The following is an 18319-nucleotide window of genomic DNA, read 5'->3' on the forward strand; positions in this document are numbered from 1 at the left end:
TACTAAACTATCAATACAAAATATTACTCAATTATTACAAATGTTATTATACAAACAAAGTTATTGACATTGTATATTTATGGTAGTATATTCTAACTATGTCAAATGTCGAATTTGTCTAGATAAATGTCGAATTAACAAATATTACTAACTATTTTTTGGAGGCTATTTTATATGAAATCAACAGGAATCGTAAGAAAAGTTGATGAGTTAGGACGTGTAGTAATTCCAATCGAATTACGTCGTATTCTGGACATCGCAGAAAAAGATGCATTAGAAATTTATACAGATTCAGATAAAATCATTTTAAAAAAATATAAACCAAGCATGACTTGTGCAGTGACTGGTGATGTTTCTGAAGATAACTACTTATTAGCAGGCGGCAAGCTTGTCCTTTCTAAAGAAGGCGCTGAACAGTTAATCAAAGAAATTCAAGATAAAGAAAAAGCAGCAAAATAATCAATCAGGCCCCGGCGTAATAACGCTGGGGCTTTTTTATGACTGTATATGAAAACTTTCGTAAACTTCCCGCTTCTTTATTCCCCGGTCAACCGCTACTTGTTTAATCGCATCTTTGGATGACTGTCCTGCTGCGATATAATGATCGACATGAGCATTCAACGACAACGCATCCCACCATTGTTCCTGCTGTATACTATCATACTGACCGTCAATGACGACGACAAATTCACCTTTCAACGGAATGTCTTCCTCAAGCTTTAGCAGCAGTTCGCCGACAGGCAGTGTCACGACCTGCTCATACCGCTTCGTCAGTTCTCTTGCCAGGGCGACTTTCCGCTGTTCATCCACTGTCGCGATTGTCGTCAATGTATCTTTAATACGGTAAGGTGATTCATATAGTAATATAGAATGCGGCTGCTCCATCAACAACTTAAGCTTCGCAAGCTTTTCCGATTCTTTGCGGGGCAGGAAACCATTAAACAGAAATGAATAAGAAGATAGACCACTTGTCATCAACGCGGTCAGTGCTGCATTCGGGCCCGGCACTGTAACGACTGATAGACCACTGTCCCGGACGGCAGTCACCAGTTCATAACCCGGGTCGCTGATAAGCGGCAGCCCGGCATCTGACACGAGAGCGATTGATTTTCCTTCTTCAAGCATAGCGACTAGTACTGCTGTCATCTTATCTTTATTATGTTCATGATAACTTTTAAGCGGTGTTTTAATGTCGTAATGATGCGTCAGCTTACCTGTCACTCTCGTGTCTTCACAGGCGATGACATCTACTTCCTGCAAAATACGCACGGCGCGGAAAGTCATATCTTCAAGATTACCGATCGGCGTTCCGACTAGATAAAGTGTACTCATGTGCTGCCTCCTTGATTAATTGTAGTTTTTCATTTCTCGTCAGCTGCTTAATGGCATATTCACGCTGCATCGCTGCTGACTTTGTCGGGTGACGCTCTGAATAAACGCGTATGACGGGCAGCCGATGACGTGTATACTTTGCGCCTTTACCCGAATTGTGAACGGTCAACCGCTTATCTAGATCTGTTGTGTAACCTGTATATAATGTATTATCATTACACTTTAATATATAGATATAATGTTTATCCATAATATACCTCTTTCATTTCGGCAGAATAATCTCCGTTCCCGTCATAAATATAAAAGGGCGGCATCACTTTGCAGTCAGGTTTACCACCTTTCAATGCTTCAATGACAACAGTGACGGCATGAGGTTTCTCGGGCTTTGAATAAATATTCCATATCTTCTTCGGCTCCATGCCGGCTGACCGCATGGATATGAGACAGTCAACAAGCCGGTCGGCACGGTGCACCATATACAGCCTGCCCCCCTGTTTGAGCAGATGACGGGCTGCCAGCGTGCAGTCATCAAGCGTGCACATCACTTCATGCCGTGCTATTCGATGCGCTTCCTTCAAATGCTGGAATGACTGATTTTCTCTGAAGTACGGCGGGTTGCATGTAACAATATCGTACTGGCTCGGCGTCAGATGGTTCGCTTCTTTTAAATCCATCTCGTAGACCTTAATTCTGTCGTCAAGCCTGTTATGTGCAACTGACCGCTTCGCCATATCCGCAAGCAGCGGCTGTATTTCAATGGCATCTATCGCACAGCTTGAGCCATCGCTGAGTAACAACGGTATAATGCCATTCCCTGAGCACAGATCCATTACCCGGCCTTTTTTCAGCGTCGGCACGAAATGACCGAGCAGCAGTGCATCGGTCGAAAAGGAGAAGACTGCGTCGTTCTGAATGATCTCCAGGCCTTCCTTTATTAACTGATCAAAACGTTCATTCTCTTTAAGCATATTTTCCTCCAAGAAAAAAAGGCATGGCTGCCCTTTTAATCTGAATCCAGCAGGCTGAGGCAGAATATGCAGTCACCACCGCCGCGGTGCTTGCCGAACAGCTCACCTCTGCATATATGAAAGCCTTCCGCATAAAGCATCGCCAGATTATCTTTACTCTGCAGCGCCTTCATCTTCTTCGGCTGGTTTTTCGGCGACTGAATCATCCGCTGCATGTTGTCGCGTTCAAGCTTCAACGCTACATTCTCTTCGACCAGATCGACCGTCTGCTGCTTCAGCTGCGTGAAACCTTGCTGCAGCCCGTTCATCTGATGTTCAAGCTCCATAATTTTATTCAATAACTCGTCTCGATTCACCTTCATCATTCCTTATGCATTGATTTCATCGATATGATATTCAAGCGGCTGTTCCATACCCTGAACTTTCACCTGCATCGTTACATCAAGAATGTTAAGTGCGATGACTTTACCAGGGCCTTCCGGCGTATTGATTTTATCGCCGATATCCGGCAGCTTTCTTCTCGTTTCTTCGTAATAATCATTTTCATATTTCAAGCAGCACATCAATCTGCCGCACGCACCGGAAATCTTCGTCGGATTCAGTGACAAGTTCTGATCTTTTGCCATCTTAATCGATACTGGTTCAAAATCACCGAGGTAAGTTGAGCAGCAGAGACTGCGGCCGCATGGTCCGATGCCTCCGAGAATTTTCGCTTCATCACGCACACCAATCTGTCTAAGCTCAATACGTGTTTTCAGTTCAAACGCCAGACTTTTGACCAGTTCCCTGAAATCAATCCGTTCGTTCGCTGTAAAGTTAAAAATGATTTTTCCTTTATCGAGCGTATATACTGCGTTGACTAAATACATATCCAGCCGGTGCTTTTTGACCAGCTCTTTACAGCGCCTGAAAGCAGCGTCCGCTTCCTGCATATTCGATTCGTACTTCATCATATCTGCTACTGTCGCACGGCGTTTAATCGTCGGAACGGGCATGACAATGTCTGTTTCCTCCACTTGACGGTTACCGATAACGACACGTGCAAGTTCCTGGCCGCGCTTTGAATCTACGACGACATAATCATTTAATCTATACTGTTCATTATTCGGGATGAAGTATTCTGTTTTATCTGCTTTATGGTATTTAATACCGATGACTTCTATCAACTATTTCACCTCTTTCGCGATTTGAATGGCAATATACTCGAACACCAGCATCGGGCTGACATATTGCAGTAAATTTCTTTTACTTAACAAGATCACATCAATCCACTGAACGCATCGGGCGAGCGACATGTCACGGCCGACAGTCTCCAGCTTCGGCTTGTGGTCAGGAAAACTCAACTGGTCGTTGTTGAGCTTAATGTACATGACATCCTGGAAATAAAGCTGAAGCATATCAAGTGCGAGCAACTGCTGCTCACGTTCAGAAACTGTCTGCAGCAGTTCCACGATGTGGACAAGCCCCATTCTGCTGTCTGCCATCATTGTATCTGCCCATTTTAACACGGCTGTGCGCAGTTCACTAAATTCTTTTTCTTCCATCCACTGCATGGCTTCTTCTTCACCGAATGACAGCGCAGCAAGTGTTGCTGCTAGCCCGTCATTAATTCCACCGTTCATGAGCGCCGTGCGGATGACGCTATTTGACTGTGCCGTCACCGTAATATGCTGACAGCGCGAATGAATCGTCGGGAGGATTCCGCCTGACTTTGTCGTCAGCAGCAGCGCAATTGTATTGGGCGGCGGCTCCTCAAGAAACTTAAGGATCGAGTTCTCGCCCTGCACAGTCACTTTATCGAAATCGACAATGACATACACTTTATACTGCCCTTCTACCGGCTTCCGGTTCATCCGGTGCAGTACTTCTTCTATCATTTCTTTTTTGATCGTCTGGTCATCTGTTTCCAGCCAGTAGAAGTCTGAATGATTATGTTGATACACACGGGAACGGGCTGTATCGTCTGTTCCTAATATTTCTGCAGCAAACTGCAAGGCTTCATCTTTGAGCGCCGTACGCTGTGTGCCTTCCATCAAGTAAGCATGTGATAATTTTTGTGTGGTTACTAACTGCTGGAGTTGTTTATTCATAAATCCTCCGTTATATTGAAAAAGCTGCATGGCTGCAGCTTGTTAAAATTGATGGAATTGTTCAATCGGCATAACAAACACTGTAGCACCACCGACTTCTACTTCAACTGGGTAAGGAATGTAATTATCCACATTACCACTCATCGGCGTCACCGGAGACACGAGTTGATCACGGTTGCGGCAAGTGTTATTGATTAACGATAACAGCTCCTGGACACGCTCGTCTTCGACACCTGTCAGGAAAGTTGTATTCCCGGCACGTAAAAATCCACCTGTTGTTGCAAGTTTCGTCGTTCTGAAATCATGTTTTGTTAACTGACTCATTAAGTTCTGGCTGTCCTGGTCCTGGACAATTGCTATAACCATTTTCATAGTAAACACCTCAGTCACATTATAACATAACTATTTCAATTTTTTGATGATGATATTATAGACCGTTTCAATCACTTCTTCAAGTGGACGCGATGCATCGACACTGACAATTCGGTCCGGATAGTTCTCAGCAATCAGATCATAGCCGGCAGAAACTTTTTCGTGGAATGACAATGTCTCCTTATCAAGACGGTTCATCTCCCGGTTGTTTGATGCAATACGGTCAAGTCCTATTGCAGGTGCTACACGTAAATAGAGTGTCAGATCAGGAAAATGAGATTCGATAGCAAATTCATTGATCTTTAATATATCTTCCAAACCGACACCACGGGCATAGCCCTGATAGGCGAGAGAACTGTCAATAAACCGGTCACAAAGTACTAATTTTCCTGCTAAGAGCGCCGGCAGCACCTTTTCAACGAGATGCTGTCTACGGCTTGCAGCAAACAATAATGCTTCTGTCCGGTAATCCATGTCATTTTTTTCATCGAGCAGCAGTTCCCGGATTGATTCACTAATTCTAATACCGCCGGGTTCACGCGTCGTAACAACAGGATACTCCTTATGAAGACGCGCAGCAACTGCTGTCAGCACCGACGATTTACCTGAACCTTCAGGACCTTCAAACGTTATAAATAAACTCATATTACCCCTCACTCAACTATCGTTATCTTACCGTCCATCATACCATGAATCCGAATACCCTGTGCAGTGTACTTTTCAAGTTCAGCAATATGCGTAGACGTCAGTTTTTCGCCGGCTAGCACAAACGGGATACCCGGTGGATATGGAATTAGCGCTTCAGCTATATAATGGCCGATTCCTGCTATTAACGCTACTCGGCGCTCTGTACCTTCAACAGGTTTAAAAAATCCTGCTACTGCAGTTAATTCATTCTTTTCTAATACTTTACTGACACGAGTTCTAGGGACAACTTCAATTCCTTCAATTAATGACAGCAGTCTAGCGAACGGAAACTGATCCTCATGATGCCACAGCGGCAGCACTAACAGGACATCAGTCAATGTAGCAAGTTCCGTATAAATGAACTGTGCCTCAAGCAGTGCCTGTAGTTCACTTCCTGAATACCCTTCCTGTCGGATCAGCAGTTTAAGTGGATCATCCACTTCAATGACTTCAAACTTTTCACTTAATTTCCTGATGAACAACTCACGCTTCTGCCAGAACGCGCGCGCATCATACTGAAGATAAAAGTGGTGTGCCTGTTCAAGACTCGATAGCAGTAAATAAGACGGGCTTGATGTTTGCAGCACCGATAAATAACGAAGTACTTGTTCCTTCAGCTTTCCTTGTTGATGAATATGTATGACGGAGCCCATTGTCAATGCTGGAAGTGTTTTATGGTAAGACTGAACGACATAATCAGCACCATAGTGAACAGCAGATACGGGAAATCCAGCAGCAATTCCAAAATGTGCACCATGAGCTTCATCCACAAGGACCTCTATATCACGCTCGTGAAAGAACTGGATAACTTCCTTGATATTATAAATCTCACCAAAATAATTAGGATAAGTCAGCACAGCAAGTTTTACATCTTGTAAGTGCGACTCATCAATTAAGGAGAGGTCGATATGTGAGTATTGATTAGAAAGGGATGATAGAGCAGTCGGTAAAATATAAGCGTTAAGTCCAGCGAGTGACAGACCATTAAAAACAGACTTATGAACATTTCTCATAATTGCTACCGATGATTCAGGAGTAATGCTCTGCAGTACAGCAAGAATACCTGTTGTCGTTCCATTCACTATATAACGGGACTGGTAACTATGATGACGCTTTAAAGATAATTCGCTTTGTTTAATGATGGCTTCAGGATGATGATAATCATCAAGGCCAGTAATTTCAGTCATATCATACGCAATATTAAGGTCAAGGCCGCCGATTGTACCATTATGATGACCAGGAACGTGAAGAGAAATCGCTTCCTTAGCGTATACTTTAAGCCGATCTGTAATAGGATTCATGAAGTTCTCTCCTTTAACTATCAATTAACTAGCCATGTAGATTGTAACACTGACACTTGTTATTTTAAACATTCCTTAAAAGAACACAAAAAAAAGAGACCTGAACGGTCTCGGTGCGGCTCATCGCATATTTCTGCCCGGCAGCGTCCTACTCTCGCGGGACGTCAGTCCAACTACCATCGGCGCTAGAGAGCTTAACTTCTGTGTTCGGTATGGGAACAGGTGTGACCTCTCTGCCATCGTCACCAGACAGATGGGGTGAATTATACCCTCAAAACTAGATAAACGCTGAAGAAGTGATCCGACCGGCAATGCCGATAAATCTATGTTTGTCCAGCTACAGCTGCGCTGTCTTTCATCATTTTCTAAGCCGTACTGACAATCAGGATTGTCATCCGCCTCATCAAAAATGATTCAAGCCATTCCGCTTGCCTTCGCTTTTCTTAATTGATTAAGTCTTCGATCGATTAGTATCCGTCAGCTCCACACATTACTGTGCTTCCACCTCGAACCTATCTACCTCATCATCTTTGAGGGATCTTATAACCGAAGTTGGGAAATCTCATCTTGAGGGGGGCTTCATGCTTAGATGCTTTCAGCACTTATCCCGTCCATACATAGCTACCCAGCTATGCCGCTGGCGCGACAACTGGTACACCAGAGGTATGTCCATCCCGGTCCTCTCGTACTAAGGACAGCTCCTCTCAAATTTCCTACGCCCACGACGGATAGGGACCGAACTGTCTCACGACGTTCTGAACCCAGCTCGCGTACCGCTTTAATGGGCGAACAGCCCAACCCTTGGGACCGACTACAGCCCCAGGATGCGATGAGCCGACATCGAGGTGCCAAACCTCCCCGTCGATGTGAACTCTTGGGGGAGATAAGCCTGTTATCCCCGGGGTAGCTTTTATCCGTTGAGCGATGGCCCTTCCATGCGGAACCACCGGATCACTAAGTCCGTCTTTCGACCCTGCTCGACTTGTAGGTCTCGCAGTCAAGCTCCCTTGTGCCTTTACACTCTGCGAATGATTTCCAACCATTCTGAGGGAACCTTTGAGCGCCTCCGTTACTCTTTAGGAGGCGACCGCCCCAGTCAAACTGCCCGCCTGACACTGTCTCCCGCCACGATAAGTGGCGCGGGTTAGAAAGTCAACACAGCCAGGGTAGTATCCCACCAGCGCCTCGACGTAAGCTGGCGCTCACGCTTCGAAGGCTCCTACCTATCCTGTACAAGCTGTGCCGAATTTCAATATCAGGCTGCAGTAAAGCTCCACGGGGTCTTTCCGTCCTGTCGCGGGTAACCTGCATCTTCACAGGTACTATGATTTCACCGAGTCTCTCGTTGAGACAGTGCCCAAATCGTTACGCCTTTCGTGCGGGTCGGAACTTACCCGACAAGGAATTTCGCTACCTTAGGACCGTTATAGTTACGGCCGCCGTTTACTGGGGCTTCAATTCGTAGCTTCGCTTGCGCTAACCACTCCTTTTAACCTTCCAGCACCGGGCAGGCGTCAGCCCCTATACGTCACCTTACGGTTTTGCAGAGACCTGTGTTTTTGATAAACAGTCGCTTGGGCCTATTCACTGCGGCTCTTCAGGGCTTGCACCCTAAAAAGCACCCCTTCTCCCGAAGTTACGGGGTCATTTTGCCGAGTTCCTTAACGAGAGTTCGCTCGCTCACCTTAGAATTCTCATCTTGACTACCTGTGTCGGTTTGCGGTACGGGCACCTAATTTCTAACTAGAGGCTTTTCTTGGCAGTGTGAAATCAACGACTTCGCTACTATAATTTCGCTCCCCGTCACATCTCAACCTTCGCGAGCACCGGATTTGCCTGATGCTCAGTCTTGATGCTTGGACGTACATAACCAACAGTACGATCGCCTATCCTTCTGCGTCCCCCCATCGTTCAAACAATCTTAGGTGGTACAGGAATATCTACCTGTTATCCATCGCCTACGCCATTCGGCCTCGGCTTAGGTCCCGACTAACCCAGAGCGGACGAGCCTTCCTCTGGAAACCTTAGTCAATCGGTGGACGGGATTCTCACCCGTCTTTCGCTACTCACTCCGGCATTCTCACTTCCAAGCGCTCCACATGTCCTTGCGGTCATGCTTCGACGCCCTTGGAACGCTCTCCTACCATTGTCCTACGGACAATCCACAGCTTCGGTAATATGTTTAGCCCCGGTACATTTTCGGCGCAGCGTCACTCGACTAGTGAGCTATTACGCACTCTTTAAATGATGGCTGCTTCTAAGCCAACATCCTAGTTGTCTGGGCAACGCCACATCCTTTTCCACTTAACATATATTTTGGGACCTTAGCTGGTGGTCTGGGCTGTTTCCCTCTCGACTACGGACCTTATCACCCGCAGTCTGACTCCCGCATTAAATTATCTGGCATTCGGAGTTTGTCTGAATTCGGTAACCCGAGGGGGGCCCCTAGTCCAAACAGTGCTCTACCTCCAGTAATCATCATGCGAGGCTAGCCCTAAAGCTATTTCGGAGAGAACCAGCTATCTCCAGGTTCGATTGGAATTTCTCCGCTACCCACACCTCATCCGCTCACTTTTCAACGTAAGTCGGTTCGGTCCTCCATTCAGTGTTACCTGAACTTCAACCTGGACATGGGTAGATCACCTGGTTTCGGGTCTACGACCTGATACTCATTCGCCCTGTTCAGACTCGCTTTCGCTGCGGCTCCGCATCCACTGCTTAACCTTGCATCAAATCGTAACTCGCCGGATCATTCTACAAAAGGCACGCCATCACCCATTAACGGGCTCTGACTACTTGTAAGCACACGGTTTCAGGTTCTATTTCACTCCCCTTCCGGGGTGCTTTTCACCTTTCCCTCACGGTACTGGTTCACTATCGGTCACTAGAGAGTATTTAGCCTTGGGAGATGGTCCTCCCGGATTCCGACGGAATTCCACGTGTTCCGCCGTACTCAGGATCCACTCAGGAGGGAATAACTTTTCGACTACAGGACCTTTACCTTCTCTGGTTGACTTTTCCAAAGTCATTCGTCTAAATTATTCCTTTGTAACTCCGTGCTGAGTGTCCTACAACCCCAGGATGCAGGCATCCTGGTTTGGGCTCTTCCCGTTTCGCTCGCCGCTACTCAGGGAATCGAGTTTTCTTTCTCTTCCTCCGGGTACTTAGATGTTTCAGTTCCCCGGGTGTGCCTTCTCATATGCTATGTATTCACATATGGATAACATGACATGACTCATGCTGGGTTTCCCCATTCGGAGATCTCTGGATCAAAGCTTACTTACAGCTCCCCAGAGCATATCGTCGTTAGTAACGTCCTTCGTCGGCTTCTAGTGCCAAGGCATCCACCGTGCGCCCTTAATAACTTAATCTGTTATTAATAATGTGATGTCTGCATAAATGCAGACGCGCGATTTCTAAGAATTCAAAAAATGAACTCACTCGGTATTGCTTGGTAAAATCTTTTTCTTCTTCATTGCTTATCTAGTTTTCAAGGTACAATCTGAATGCATGGACCACAGGTCCTATGAACATTCAAAACTGAATACAATATGTCAGACGTTAATCCCTAAGGGATATCAAGTATCCCTTTTCCGTATAATCCTTAGAAAGGAGGTGATCCAGCCGCACCTTCCGATACGGCTACCTTGTTACGACTTCACCCCAATCATCTGTCCCACCTTCGACGGCTAGCTCCTAAAAGGTTACTCCACCGGCTTCGGGTGTTACAAACTCTCGTGGTGTGACGGGCGGTGTGTACAAGACCCGGGAACGTATTCACCGTAGCATGCTGATCTACGATTACTAGCGATTCCAGCTTCATGTAGTCGAGTTGCAGACTACAATCCGAACTGAGAATGGTTTTATGGGATTGGCTTGACCTCGCGGTTTTGCTGCCCTTTGTACCATCCATTGTAGCACGTGTGTAGCCCAAATCATAAGGGGCATGATGATTTGACGTCATCCCCACCTTCCTCCGGTTTGTCACCGGCAGTCTCTCTAGAGTGCCCAACTGAATGATGGCAACTAAAGATAAGGGTTGCGCTCGTTGCGGGACTTAACCCAACATCTCACGACACGAGCTGACGACAACCATGCACCACCTGTCACTCTGTCCCCCGAAGGGGAACGCTCTGTCTCCAGAGTTGTCAGAGGATGTCAAGATTTGGTAAGGTTCTTCGCGTTGCTTCGAATTAAACCACATGCTCCACCGCTTGTGCGGGTCCCCGTCAATTCCTTTGAGTTTCAGTCTTGCGACCGTACTCCCCAGGCGGAGTGCTTAATGCGTTAGCTGCAGCACTGAGGGGCGGAAACCCCCCAACACTTAGCACTCATCGTTTACGGCGTGGACTACCAGGGTATCTAATCCTGTTTGATCCCCACGCTTTCGCACCTCAGCGTCAGTTACAGACCAGAGAGCCGCCTTCGCCACTGGTGTTCCTCCATATCTCTGCGCATTTCACCGCTACACATGGAATTCCACTCTCCTCTTCTGCACTCAAGTCTCCCAGTTTCCAATGACCCTCCCCGGTTGAGCCGGGGGCTTTCACATCAGACTTAAGAGACCGCCTACGCGCGCTTTACGCCCAATAATTCCGGATAACGCTTGCCACCTACGTATTACCGCGGCTGCTGGCACGTAGTTAGCCGTGGCTTTCTGGTAAGGTACCGTCAAGGTACGTTCAGTTACTAACGTACTTGTTCTTCCCTTACAACAGAGTTTTACGATCCGAAAACCTTCTTCACTCACGCGGCGTTGCTCCGTCAGACTTTCGTCCATTGCGGAAGATTCCCTACTGCTGCCTCCCGTAGGAGTCTGGGCCGTGTCTCAGTCCCAGTGTGGCCGATCACCCTCTCAGGTCGGCTACGCATCGTCGCCTTGGTGAGCCGTTACCTCACCAACTAGCTAATGCGCCGCGGGTCCATCTATAAGTGACAGCAGAACCGTCTTTCACTGTTTCACCATGAGGTGAAACATATTATCCGGTATTAGCTCCGGTTTCCCGAAGTTATCCCAGTCTTATAGGTAGGTTACCCACGTGTTACTCACCCGTCCGCCGCTGACTTCAAGGAGTGCAAGCACTCCTGTCTGTCCGCTCGACTTGCATGTATTAGGCACGCCGCCAGCGTTCATCCTGAGCCAGGATCAAACTCTCCATAATAGTTTGTCTGATAAAAGCTCGTTGACTGCTTAAGCCAGTCACTCTTTGAAAGTACTAAAGTACTCAAATTATTGGAATTAACGTTGACATATTGTCATTCAGTTTTCAATGTTCATTTTTCGTCTCACAAGATTTAACTATACTCTCTTTCGTTTTGAAAGTCAACTCTTTTTTAAAATTTTTTTAAAATCAAGTTTTAGTATGCTGTTATATCTCTGCCGGACAAGATTTAATTATACTCTCATGTGAAGTATAAGTCAACTCTTTTTTTAATTTCTTTTTTTGAGCTGCCGTTATCTCTGCCGGACAAGATATAACTATACAGGGTTGCAAGCCCTTCTACAAGCGCAAAATTTACACTTTTAACAATTAATTAATATTTCTTAATGCATTAATTTTATCCAGTGCTTTCTCGGCATCGCTGTAACCTAATTGATAGAGATCGTCGAGCTTTCCTTTATCTTTCTCCATGCGATCAACTTTTAAATCAGCTGATGGCCGGATGACTACTACATTGCCCACTTCTTCCTGACGATTAACATAGTGGAGTGTTTCATTATAGAGGGCCGGCCGTCTGCGCATTGCTTCATCAACTTGCGGATAACCTTTCACTTTAAACCATTTAGCAAGACGGCTTGATTTCTTCACGTAACCTTTTGGCCGTGTCAGTATAACGACATTTTTAGTAATGCCGTCTGCCTGTGCCTTACGCAGCGGGATAGGATCAGTCACGCCGCCGTCCAGCAATTTCTTACCTTGATAGTCAACGACAGGTGCCATTAACGGAAGCGAGCTTGATGCTCTCAAAATTGTGAGCAGATCTTTGTTCAAGTAAGACTGGTCAAAATACTCCGTCTCTCCCGTTTCACAGTTAGTACACGCAACGACATATTGTCCTTCATATAGAAGAAAGTCCTTCATATGAAAAGGTACATGAACACTTGGAATTTCATTGAAGATAAAGTCCATGCCGAACATTTCACGGTTTTTAATATAGTTCTGAAGAGATAAGTATCGTTTGTCCCCTAAAAAATCAAGGCTGACCTGCCTATTACGCCCACGCTGCTTCGATAAATAGGAAGCTGCCATATTGGCTCCTGCAGAAACACCGATGATATAGTCGAACTCGATACCTTTATCCAGAAACAAATCCAGTACACCCGCTGTATATATACCGCGCATACCGCCGCCTTCTAATACTAATCCTGTCTTATTCATTATGTCACTCCTTTGACTATTCCATATTATAGCAAATAGCACTTTATAAAAAAAGCGGCCGATTATCGGCCGCTTCACTATACAGTCTTTATTTAATCGTAAATGCTTCTGTGTAAAGAGAGGATGTGCCGCGTTTTAATCTAATATTCGCGTTCCCTGTTATTCCTTTAGTCGTCTTTGCTGTGATAACCGTTGAAGCAGAGCCTCGAGCATCTGTAGTCAAAGTAACAGCCGGACTGTAGCCCACTGCACTCCATTGATTGTTCATATAGAAAGAACCGAGCTGAGTGCCTGCCGTATTATAGATGCCTACTTTTAAATCATTATAAGTTGTATTAGGTGTCAGACCATTCAATACAAGTGTCGTATTAAATGACTGACCATTTGTAACTACAGGCAGTACAAAGTCATATCCAGTACTCGAGACAAGGGAGGAATAACCATAGCTGCCTTGCTTGAAAGTCGACTCATCATACCATTTATAAGTCGCTGCCGGTGTAGACCACGGTTCAGTTGCAGGTTCTGTAGATGCTGCCGGCACTTCAAAGGAAAGTATAGGTGATGCCTGATCCAGTGTCAGTCCTTTCTCCTTGAATGAAGTATAGGACTCATCGCGCGACAGCCAGCTGACGATATTAGTTAACAATGTGCTGTCATCTTGTTCTTTATAACCGTCATAAGTCTTTTTAGTCTGGCCGTTATCTTCTCTTAAATATTTAGGAGTTGCATCTTCTACCATAGAAGAATCACCGATGAAGGCAGCTTTTCCTAATCCCACTTTACTGATAGCTACATAAGCACCTTCATCTTTACCGCCGCCGAAGTATACTCCTTGATCGACTGCCGGTCCCCATTTGTCCGCTGTTGTTAATCCTGACGGGACGTACACGAGGCCTTTAGCGATATCAGGGTTGGTCAGTGCGATAGTAGAGCCTGCATGCATCGCTACGCTGTTGATACCGGCAGTGATACCGAATGCTCCTGCATCTTTGACGATATCTGTCGCGACAAGGTCACTTAACGCATTATATCGGAATCTCACTCCGAAATTATTGGACAGCCAGTCAGAACTTGTAACGCCTGACATTCTGACAGATTGCGCTTCTTCTGCTGTCATTGCTTTAGCAGGTGCCCCGTAAGCACCTCGACGATAGCCATTAAAAATTTCCGAAGAATCATAGCGGTTCAAATTTCTATCTGCATTATAATGATCGGCGATAAAAAATACACTGCCGCCTTCTTTAACGTATTTTAAAATTGCATCTTGTTCCGATTGTTTGAATGGAATGTTCGCTTCCGGTATAACAAATACATCGTACGGTGCTAAATCTTCATAAGTGACTGCTGTTTTTTTACGAAGCTCTTTAACTTGATAGCCTTTTGCTGCTACACCCCGACCGAAATCAGAGAACGCGCCGTCAATGACCCAGTCTGCTGCTCCTGCGGTCTGCCCATGTGTATTGTCAACGAGTACGCTTTGTCCATTAGAAACTGCCGGATTAATGATTGGCGCCTGATCGTTGTAAGTTTCTGCATAAAGAGCCGGTGTGCCGAGCATGAACGTTGTCATTGTAGCAATAACTGCTTTTTTAATCATTAGTTTTCCTCTTTTCACTATGATGGCATAGATCCATGACACCCTCTTATTATTAGCAAAGTAGTTTTAATTCTGTGTAAATGATATGTAAGTAAATAGGCGATTTCGTTTTCAATCTTTACAGGATTGTTATAACCGCTCAAAGACTTCTTTTGTTATCATTTACTAGAACGTTACAAAAATAGGAATAGGAAAAGGAGCATCATCATGTTTAAAAAAATCGTGAAAACTTCTGTCCCTGCTTTAATGGCCGTTGCAGTACTTGCAGCTTGTGGCACGACAGACAATAAATCAGAAACTCAAAAAGATTCTACTGCGTCATCAAGCAAAGAAGGCTACACGCCTGAAAAATTAACTGTGCAGTTCGTTCCTTCTCAGAATGCTGAGACACTTGAAGCAAAAGCGAAGCCCCTTGAAAAGTTATTAAAAGCTAAACTGGGCATCCCGGTTGAAGTATCTGTATCTACTAACTACAATACAATTGTTGAAGCGATGAAGTCTAAAAAAGTAGATGTCGGTTTCCTGCCGCCAACAGCTTATGTGTTAGCACATGATCAAAAAGCGGCTGACGTCCTGCTGCAGGCACAGCGTTACGGTGTTAATGATGATGGTTCTCCAACTAAAGAACTCGTTGATTACTACAAATCTCAGTTTATCGTTAAAAAAGATTCTGGAATCAACAGCCTGAAAGATATGAAAGGCAAGAAAATTGCGATGCAGGATGTCACTTCTACAGCGGGTTATGTGTTCCCTGCGGTCGATTTGAAGAAAGAAGGCATCGATCCACTGAAGGACATGAAAGTGACAACAGTTAAAGGTCATGATCAGGCAGTCATTTCATTATTGAACGGCGATGTGGATGTCGCAGTAACATTCCAGGATGCACGTAGTATTGTTAAAGGCGACCAGCCAAACGTCTTCAAAGATACTAAAATCGTCAAATATACAGAAAAAATTCCAAATGATACTATCTCTGTTCGTTCAGATATGACTGACAAATGGAGAGATAAATTAACAACAGCGTTTATCGATATCAGCAAAGATAAAGAAGGACAAAAAGTTATCCGCGAAGTTTATTCACATGAAGGTTATGTGAAATCAGATGATTCTAAGTTCGATGTTATTCGTGAGTATGACAAAAAAGTCAAAGAATAATTTCTTGAGCATGAACATGCTACTAAGAAGGCTAAACTCACTCATGTGAGTTTAGCCTTTTATTATAAAGGAGTGTCACGATGAGCCAAATCATATTTAACGATGTCAGCAAAGTGTATCCAAACGGCCATGTCGGACTGGATCACATCAACCTTGAAATCAATCAAGGAGAATTTATAGTGATTGTCGGTCTGTCAGGTGCCGGGAAATCAACGCTGCTCCGTTCTATTAACCGCCTGCACGAAATTACATCCGGCGATATCTCGATTAGCGGACAGTCGATTACGAAGGCTAAGGGAAACAAGCTGCTGCTGATGCGCCGGAATATCGGTATGATCTTCCAGAGTTTTAATCTAGTGAAGCGTTCTTCAGTCATCAGAAATGTACTGTCAGGACGTGTGGGCTATCATCCTACTTGGAAAATGGTGCTCGGTCTATTTCCGAAAGAGGATAAGCAGATTGCTCTTGAAGCGCTTGACCGCGTCAACATCGTTGAGAAAGCTTATAACCGTGCTGACGAACTGTCAGGCGGTCAGCAGCAGCGTGTATCAATTGCACGTGCACTGGCACAGGAGCCGGAAATTATTTTAGCTGATGAACCGGTTGCCTCTCTTGACCCGTTGACTACTAAGCAGGTTATGGACGACTTACAGCGCATCAATAAAGAACTCGGCATCACTATCGTCGTCAATCTGCACTTCGTCGACCTGGCTCGTGAATATGCGACAAGAATCATCGGACTGCAGTCAGGCAGAATTGTATTTGACGGACCAGTTGAACAGGCAACAGACGATGCTTTCAGCCGCATATATGGACGGGAAATTAAAGATGATGAGAAAATGGGGGTTAACTGATGAACCCGTCAATTAACAATGCTAAGCGCTATAAAACCATCTTCTCCCTGCTGCTGCTCACGGCTTTAGTCATCTGGAGCGGCTTTGAGACAGGATTCAGTTTAGAGAGCCTGGCGCTCGGCGCACCGGAAATGATGAACCTTGTTAAGGAAATGCTGCCGCCGGACTGGTCTTATTTCAAAGAAATTATTGCACCGATGCTCGACACTATACGTATGGCTGTTCTCGGCACGACATTCGGCTCACTGCTTGCACTGCCCGTCGCTCTGCTGTCAGCAAACAATGTCTTCAGATCACGCTGGGTGAACATGCCCGTACGTTTTTTACTCAATATTGTCCGGACGATTCCCGACCTGCTGCTCGCTTCTATATTCGTAGCAGTCTTCGGTATCGGTGCACTGCCCGGTATATTCGCGCTGACTGTACTGTCATTCGGCATCGTCGCCAAACTGTTCTATGAGGCACTGGAGAATATCGACAACGGGCCGCTTGAAGCGATGACGGCAGTCGGTGCCAATAAATCAAAATGGATAGCGTTCGGTGTGCTCCCGCAGGCACTCGCACCTTATCTCTCATTTGTATTATTTACGTTTGAGATCAATATCCGTGCGGCTGCCGTCCTCGGTCTTGTCGGCGCCGGCGGTATCGGATTGTTCTATGATAAGACACTCGGTTACTTTGAGTATCCGAAAGTGACTGCGATTATACTGTTCACTCTGCTTATTGTAATAATCATCGACTATACGAGCTCGAAAGTGAGGAAGAAACTGTTATGATTAAAAACTATGATCATTTAAAGCCTAAATCATCAGCGCCTGTTATTATCAGAAATATCCTCCTCATTATTCTGCTGCTCGCCGTATACATATGGGCATTCAGTGGCATGCCGGCGATAGCAATAAAAGAAAAGTCATGGGAGATTCTGTCAAACATATTGTCCGGTATCATCCACCCGGACTGGAGCTATGTCTATATGCCTGATGGCGAGGACTTGCTGCGCGGTCTGCTTGAGACATTCGCTATCGCCTTTTTAGGTACTATTATCTCAGCGGTTCTATGTATTCCATTCGCTTTTTTAGCGGCGCGCAATATTTCCAACCGCTTGCTGTCAGAGCTCAGCAAATTTCTGCTCAGTGTCATCCGCGTATTCCCGGAGATCATTATGGCGCTGTTATTCATTAAAGCCGTCGGTCCCGGGGCATTCGCCGGGGTGCTGGCAGTCGGGATCCATTCAATCGGTATGCTCGGCAAACTGTTTGCTGAAGATATAGAGAACCTTGACCTCGGACCGTCTGAAGCATTAACGGCAACGGGGGCAAACAAGACAAAGACATTGATGTTTGCCGTCGTGCCCCAAATACTGCCGGCATTCATTTCATTTGTGCTCTACCGCTTTGAGATCAACTTAAGAAGTGCATCTATCCTCGGCTTAATCGGTGCAGGCGGTATCGGTACGCCGCTCATTTTCGCACTGCAGGGAAGAACATGGGAGCGCGTCGGCATTATCCTGATCGGCATCGTCATTATGGTCATCATCGTCGATACTTTGTCAGGTGCCATCCGGAAGCGGCTCATCTAATACT

16 protein-coding genes and 3 rRNA genes are annotated in these 18319 nt (G+C 45.5%); 5 read left to right on the forward strand and 14 right to left on the reverse strand.

Annotation, left to right across the window (positions count from 1 at the left end):
- The first annotated feature begins 174 nt into the window (after positions 1-174).
- Positions 175-459, forward strand: a complete 285-nt coding sequence (abrB, locus tag KFV11_RS11150; protein ID WP_133444398.1) for a transition state genes transcriptional regulator AbrB — start codon at positions 175-177, stop codon at positions 457-459.
- A 36-nt stretch (positions 460-495) separates the two neighbouring features.
- On the opposite strand, the gene rsmI is transcribed toward abrB, so the two are convergent.
- From rsmI to KFV11_RS11220, 14 genes are all read right to left on the reverse strand, one after another.
- Positions 496-1332, reverse strand: coding sequence for a 16S rRNA (cytidine(1402)-2'-O)-methyltransferase (gene rsmI, locus KFV11_RS11155; RefSeq protein WP_149459915.1), 837 nt, complete (start codon positions 1330-1332; stop codon positions 496-498).
- Positions 1295-1582 carry a GIY-YIG nuclease family protein gene (locus KFV11_RS11160; protein ID WP_149459916.1) on the reverse strand — a complete coding sequence of 96 codons (288 nt, stop codon included), beginning with the start codon at positions 1580-1582 and terminating at the stop codon, positions 1295-1297. The genes rsmI and KFV11_RS11160 overlap by 38 nt, the downstream gene beginning before the upstream one ends.
- Positions 1575-2300 carry a tRNA1(Val) (adenine(37)-N6)-methyltransferase gene (locus KFV11_RS11165; protein ID WP_254249951.1) on the reverse strand — a complete coding sequence of 242 codons (726 nt, stop codon included), beginning with the start codon at positions 2298-2300 and terminating at the stop codon, positions 1575-1577. Before KFV11_RS11165 ends, KFV11_RS11160 begins: the two co-directional genes overlap by 8 nt.
- 35 nt (positions 2301-2335) lie before the next feature.
- Positions 2336-2656, reverse strand: coding sequence for a DNA replication initiation control protein YabA (yabA, locus tag KFV11_RS11170; protein WP_149459918.1), 321 nt, complete (start codon positions 2654-2656; stop codon positions 2336-2338).
- A 12-nt stretch (positions 2657-2668) separates the two neighbouring features.
- On the reverse strand, positions 2669-3466 hold the full coding sequence (locus KFV11_RS11175; RefSeq protein ID WP_149459919.1) for a PSP1 domain-containing protein: 798 nt from the start codon (positions 3464-3466) through the stop codon (positions 2669-2671).
- A complete protein-coding gene (locus KFV11_RS11180) occupies positions 3467-4390 on the reverse strand; it encodes a DNA polymerase III delta subunit-related protein (RefSeq protein WP_254249952.1) in 924 nt (307 codons plus the stop codon).
- 42 nt (positions 4391-4432) lie between these two features.
- The gene (gene darA, locus KFV11_RS11185) at positions 4433-4762 is read right to left on the reverse strand and encodes a cyclic di-AMP receptor DarA (RefSeq protein ID WP_149459921.1); all 330 of its coding nucleotides are present in this window, start codon (positions 4760-4762) and stop codon (positions 4433-4435) included.
- A 30-nt stretch (positions 4763-4792) separates the two neighbouring features.
- Positions 4793-5407 (reverse strand): dTMP kinase, encoded by a 615-nt coding sequence (tmk, locus tag KFV11_RS11190; protein WP_254249953.1) that lies wholly within the window; start codon positions 5405-5407, stop codon positions 4793-4795.
- Between the two features lie 8 nt (positions 5408-5415).
- Entirely contained in the window at positions 5416-6750 is a 1335-nt protein-coding gene (locus tag KFV11_RS11195; RefSeq protein ID WP_149459923.1) for an aminotransferase class I/II-fold pyridoxal phosphate-dependent enzyme, read from the reverse strand.
- Between the two features lie 135 nt (positions 6751-6885).
- Positions 6886-7000 (reverse strand): 5S ribosomal RNA (gene rrf / locus KFV11_RS11200).
- 197 nt (positions 7001-7197) lie between these two features.
- Positions 7198-10121: ribosomal RNA gene (locus tag KFV11_RS11205) — 23S ribosomal RNA — on the reverse strand.
- A 237-nt stretch (positions 10122-10358) separates the two neighbouring features.
- A 16S ribosomal RNA gene (locus KFV11_RS11210) occupies positions 10359-11912 on the reverse strand.
- The 16S, 23S and 5S rRNA genes sit together here, the layout of an rRNA operon.
- Before the next feature lie 369 nt (positions 11913-12281).
- On the reverse strand, positions 12282-13133 hold the full coding sequence (locus KFV11_RS11215; protein WP_254250627.1) for a patatin-like phospholipase family protein: 852 nt from the start codon (positions 13131-13133) through the stop codon (positions 12282-12284).
- A gap of 85 nt (positions 13134-13218) precedes the next feature.
- Positions 13219-14727 carry a DNA-binding protein gene (locus tag KFV11_RS11220; protein WP_254249954.1) on the reverse strand — a complete coding sequence of 503 codons (1509 nt, stop codon included), beginning with the start codon at positions 14725-14727 and terminating at the stop codon, positions 13219-13221.
- A gap of 207 nt (positions 14728-14934) precedes the next feature.
- On the opposite strand from KFV11_RS11220, the gene KFV11_RS11225 reads away from it, so the two are divergent.
- The 4 genes from KFV11_RS11225 to phnE (KFV11_RS11240) all read left to right on the forward strand — a co-directional run bounded on the left by KFV11_RS11225 (position 14935) and on the right by phnE (KFV11_RS11240) (position 18315).
- Complete coding sequence (locus tag KFV11_RS11225; RefSeq protein WP_211359983.1) at positions 14935-15882, forward strand: phosphate/phosphite/phosphonate ABC transporter substrate-binding protein; 948 nt, start codon at positions 14935-14937, stop codon at positions 15880-15882.
- Positions 15883-15962: 80 nt separating this feature from the next.
- Positions 15963-16736, forward strand: a complete 774-nt coding sequence (gene phnC / locus KFV11_RS11230) for a phosphonate ABC transporter ATP-binding protein (protein WP_254249955.1) — start codon at positions 15963-15965, stop codon at positions 16734-16736.
- On the forward strand, positions 16736-17512 hold the full coding sequence (gene phnE / locus KFV11_RS11235) for a phosphonate ABC transporter, permease protein PhnE (protein WP_149458858.1): 777 nt from the start codon (positions 16736-16738) through the stop codon (positions 17510-17512). Before phnC ends, phnE (KFV11_RS11235) begins: the two co-directional genes overlap by 1 nt.
- Complete coding sequence (phnE, locus tag KFV11_RS11240; protein WP_254249956.1) at positions 17509-18315, forward strand: phosphonate ABC transporter, permease protein PhnE; 807 nt, start codon at positions 17509-17511, stop codon at positions 18313-18315. The genes phnE (KFV11_RS11235) and phnE (KFV11_RS11240) overlap by 4 nt, the downstream gene beginning before the upstream one ends.
- Positions 18316-18319: the final 4 nt, after the last annotated feature.

It is taken from the genome of Macrococcus equipercicus, assembly GCF_024205945.1.
In the GTDB taxonomy this organism is placed as follows: domain Bacteria; phylum Bacillota; class Bacilli; order Staphylococcales; family Staphylococcaceae; genus Macrococcus; species Macrococcus equipercicus.

Excerpts from the sequence above, each read along its gene's own strand:
- phnC (WP_254249955.1), top strand. The coding sequence starts at position 15,963 with ATGAGCCAAATCATATTTAACGATGTCAGCAAAGTGTATCCAAACGGC.
- rsmI (WP_149459915.1), bottom strand. The coding sequence starts at position 1,332 with ATGAGTACACTTTATCTAGTCGGAACGCCGATCGGTAATCTTGAAGAT.
- tmk (WP_254249953.1), bottom strand. The coding sequence starts at position 5,407 with ATGAGTTTATTTATAACGTTTGAAGGTCCTGAAGGTTCAGGTAAATCG.
- KFV11_RS11180 (WP_254249952.1), bottom strand. The coding sequence starts at position 4,390 with ATGAATAAACAACTCCAGCAGTTAGTAACCACACAAAAATTATCACAT.
- KFV11_RS11160 (WP_149459916.1), bottom strand. The coding sequence starts at position 1,582 with ATGGATAAACATTATATCTATATATTAAAGTGTAATGATAATACATTA.
- abrB (WP_133444398.1), top strand. The coding sequence starts at position 175 with ATGAAATCAACAGGAATCGTAAGAAAAGTTGATGAGTTAGGACGTGTA.
- darA (WP_149459921.1), bottom strand. The coding sequence starts at position 4,762 with ATGAAAATGGTTATAGCAATTGTCCAGGACCAGGACAGCCAGAACTTA.
- KFV11_RS11220 (WP_254249954.1), bottom strand. The coding sequence starts at position 14,727 with ATGATTAAAAAAGCAGTTATTGCTACAATGACAACGTTCATGCTCGGC.
- KFV11_RS11165 (WP_254249951.1), bottom strand. The coding sequence starts at position 2,300 with ATGCTTAAAGAGAATGAACGTTTTGATCAGTTAATAAAGGAAGGCCTG.
- phnE (WP_254249956.1), top strand. The coding sequence starts at position 17,509 with ATGATTAAAAACTATGATCATTTAAAGCCTAAATCATCAGCGCCTGTT.
- phnE (WP_149458858.1), top strand. The coding sequence starts at position 16,736 with ATGAACCCGTCAATTAACAATGCTAAGCGCTATAAAACCATCTTCTCC.
- KFV11_RS11195 (WP_149459923.1), bottom strand. The coding sequence starts at position 6,750 with ATGAATCCTATTACAGATCGGCTTAAAGTATACGCTAAGGAAGCGATT.
- KFV11_RS11225 (WP_211359983.1), top strand. The coding sequence starts at position 14,935 with ATGTTTAAAAAAATCGTGAAAACTTCTGTCCCTGCTTTAATGGCCGTT.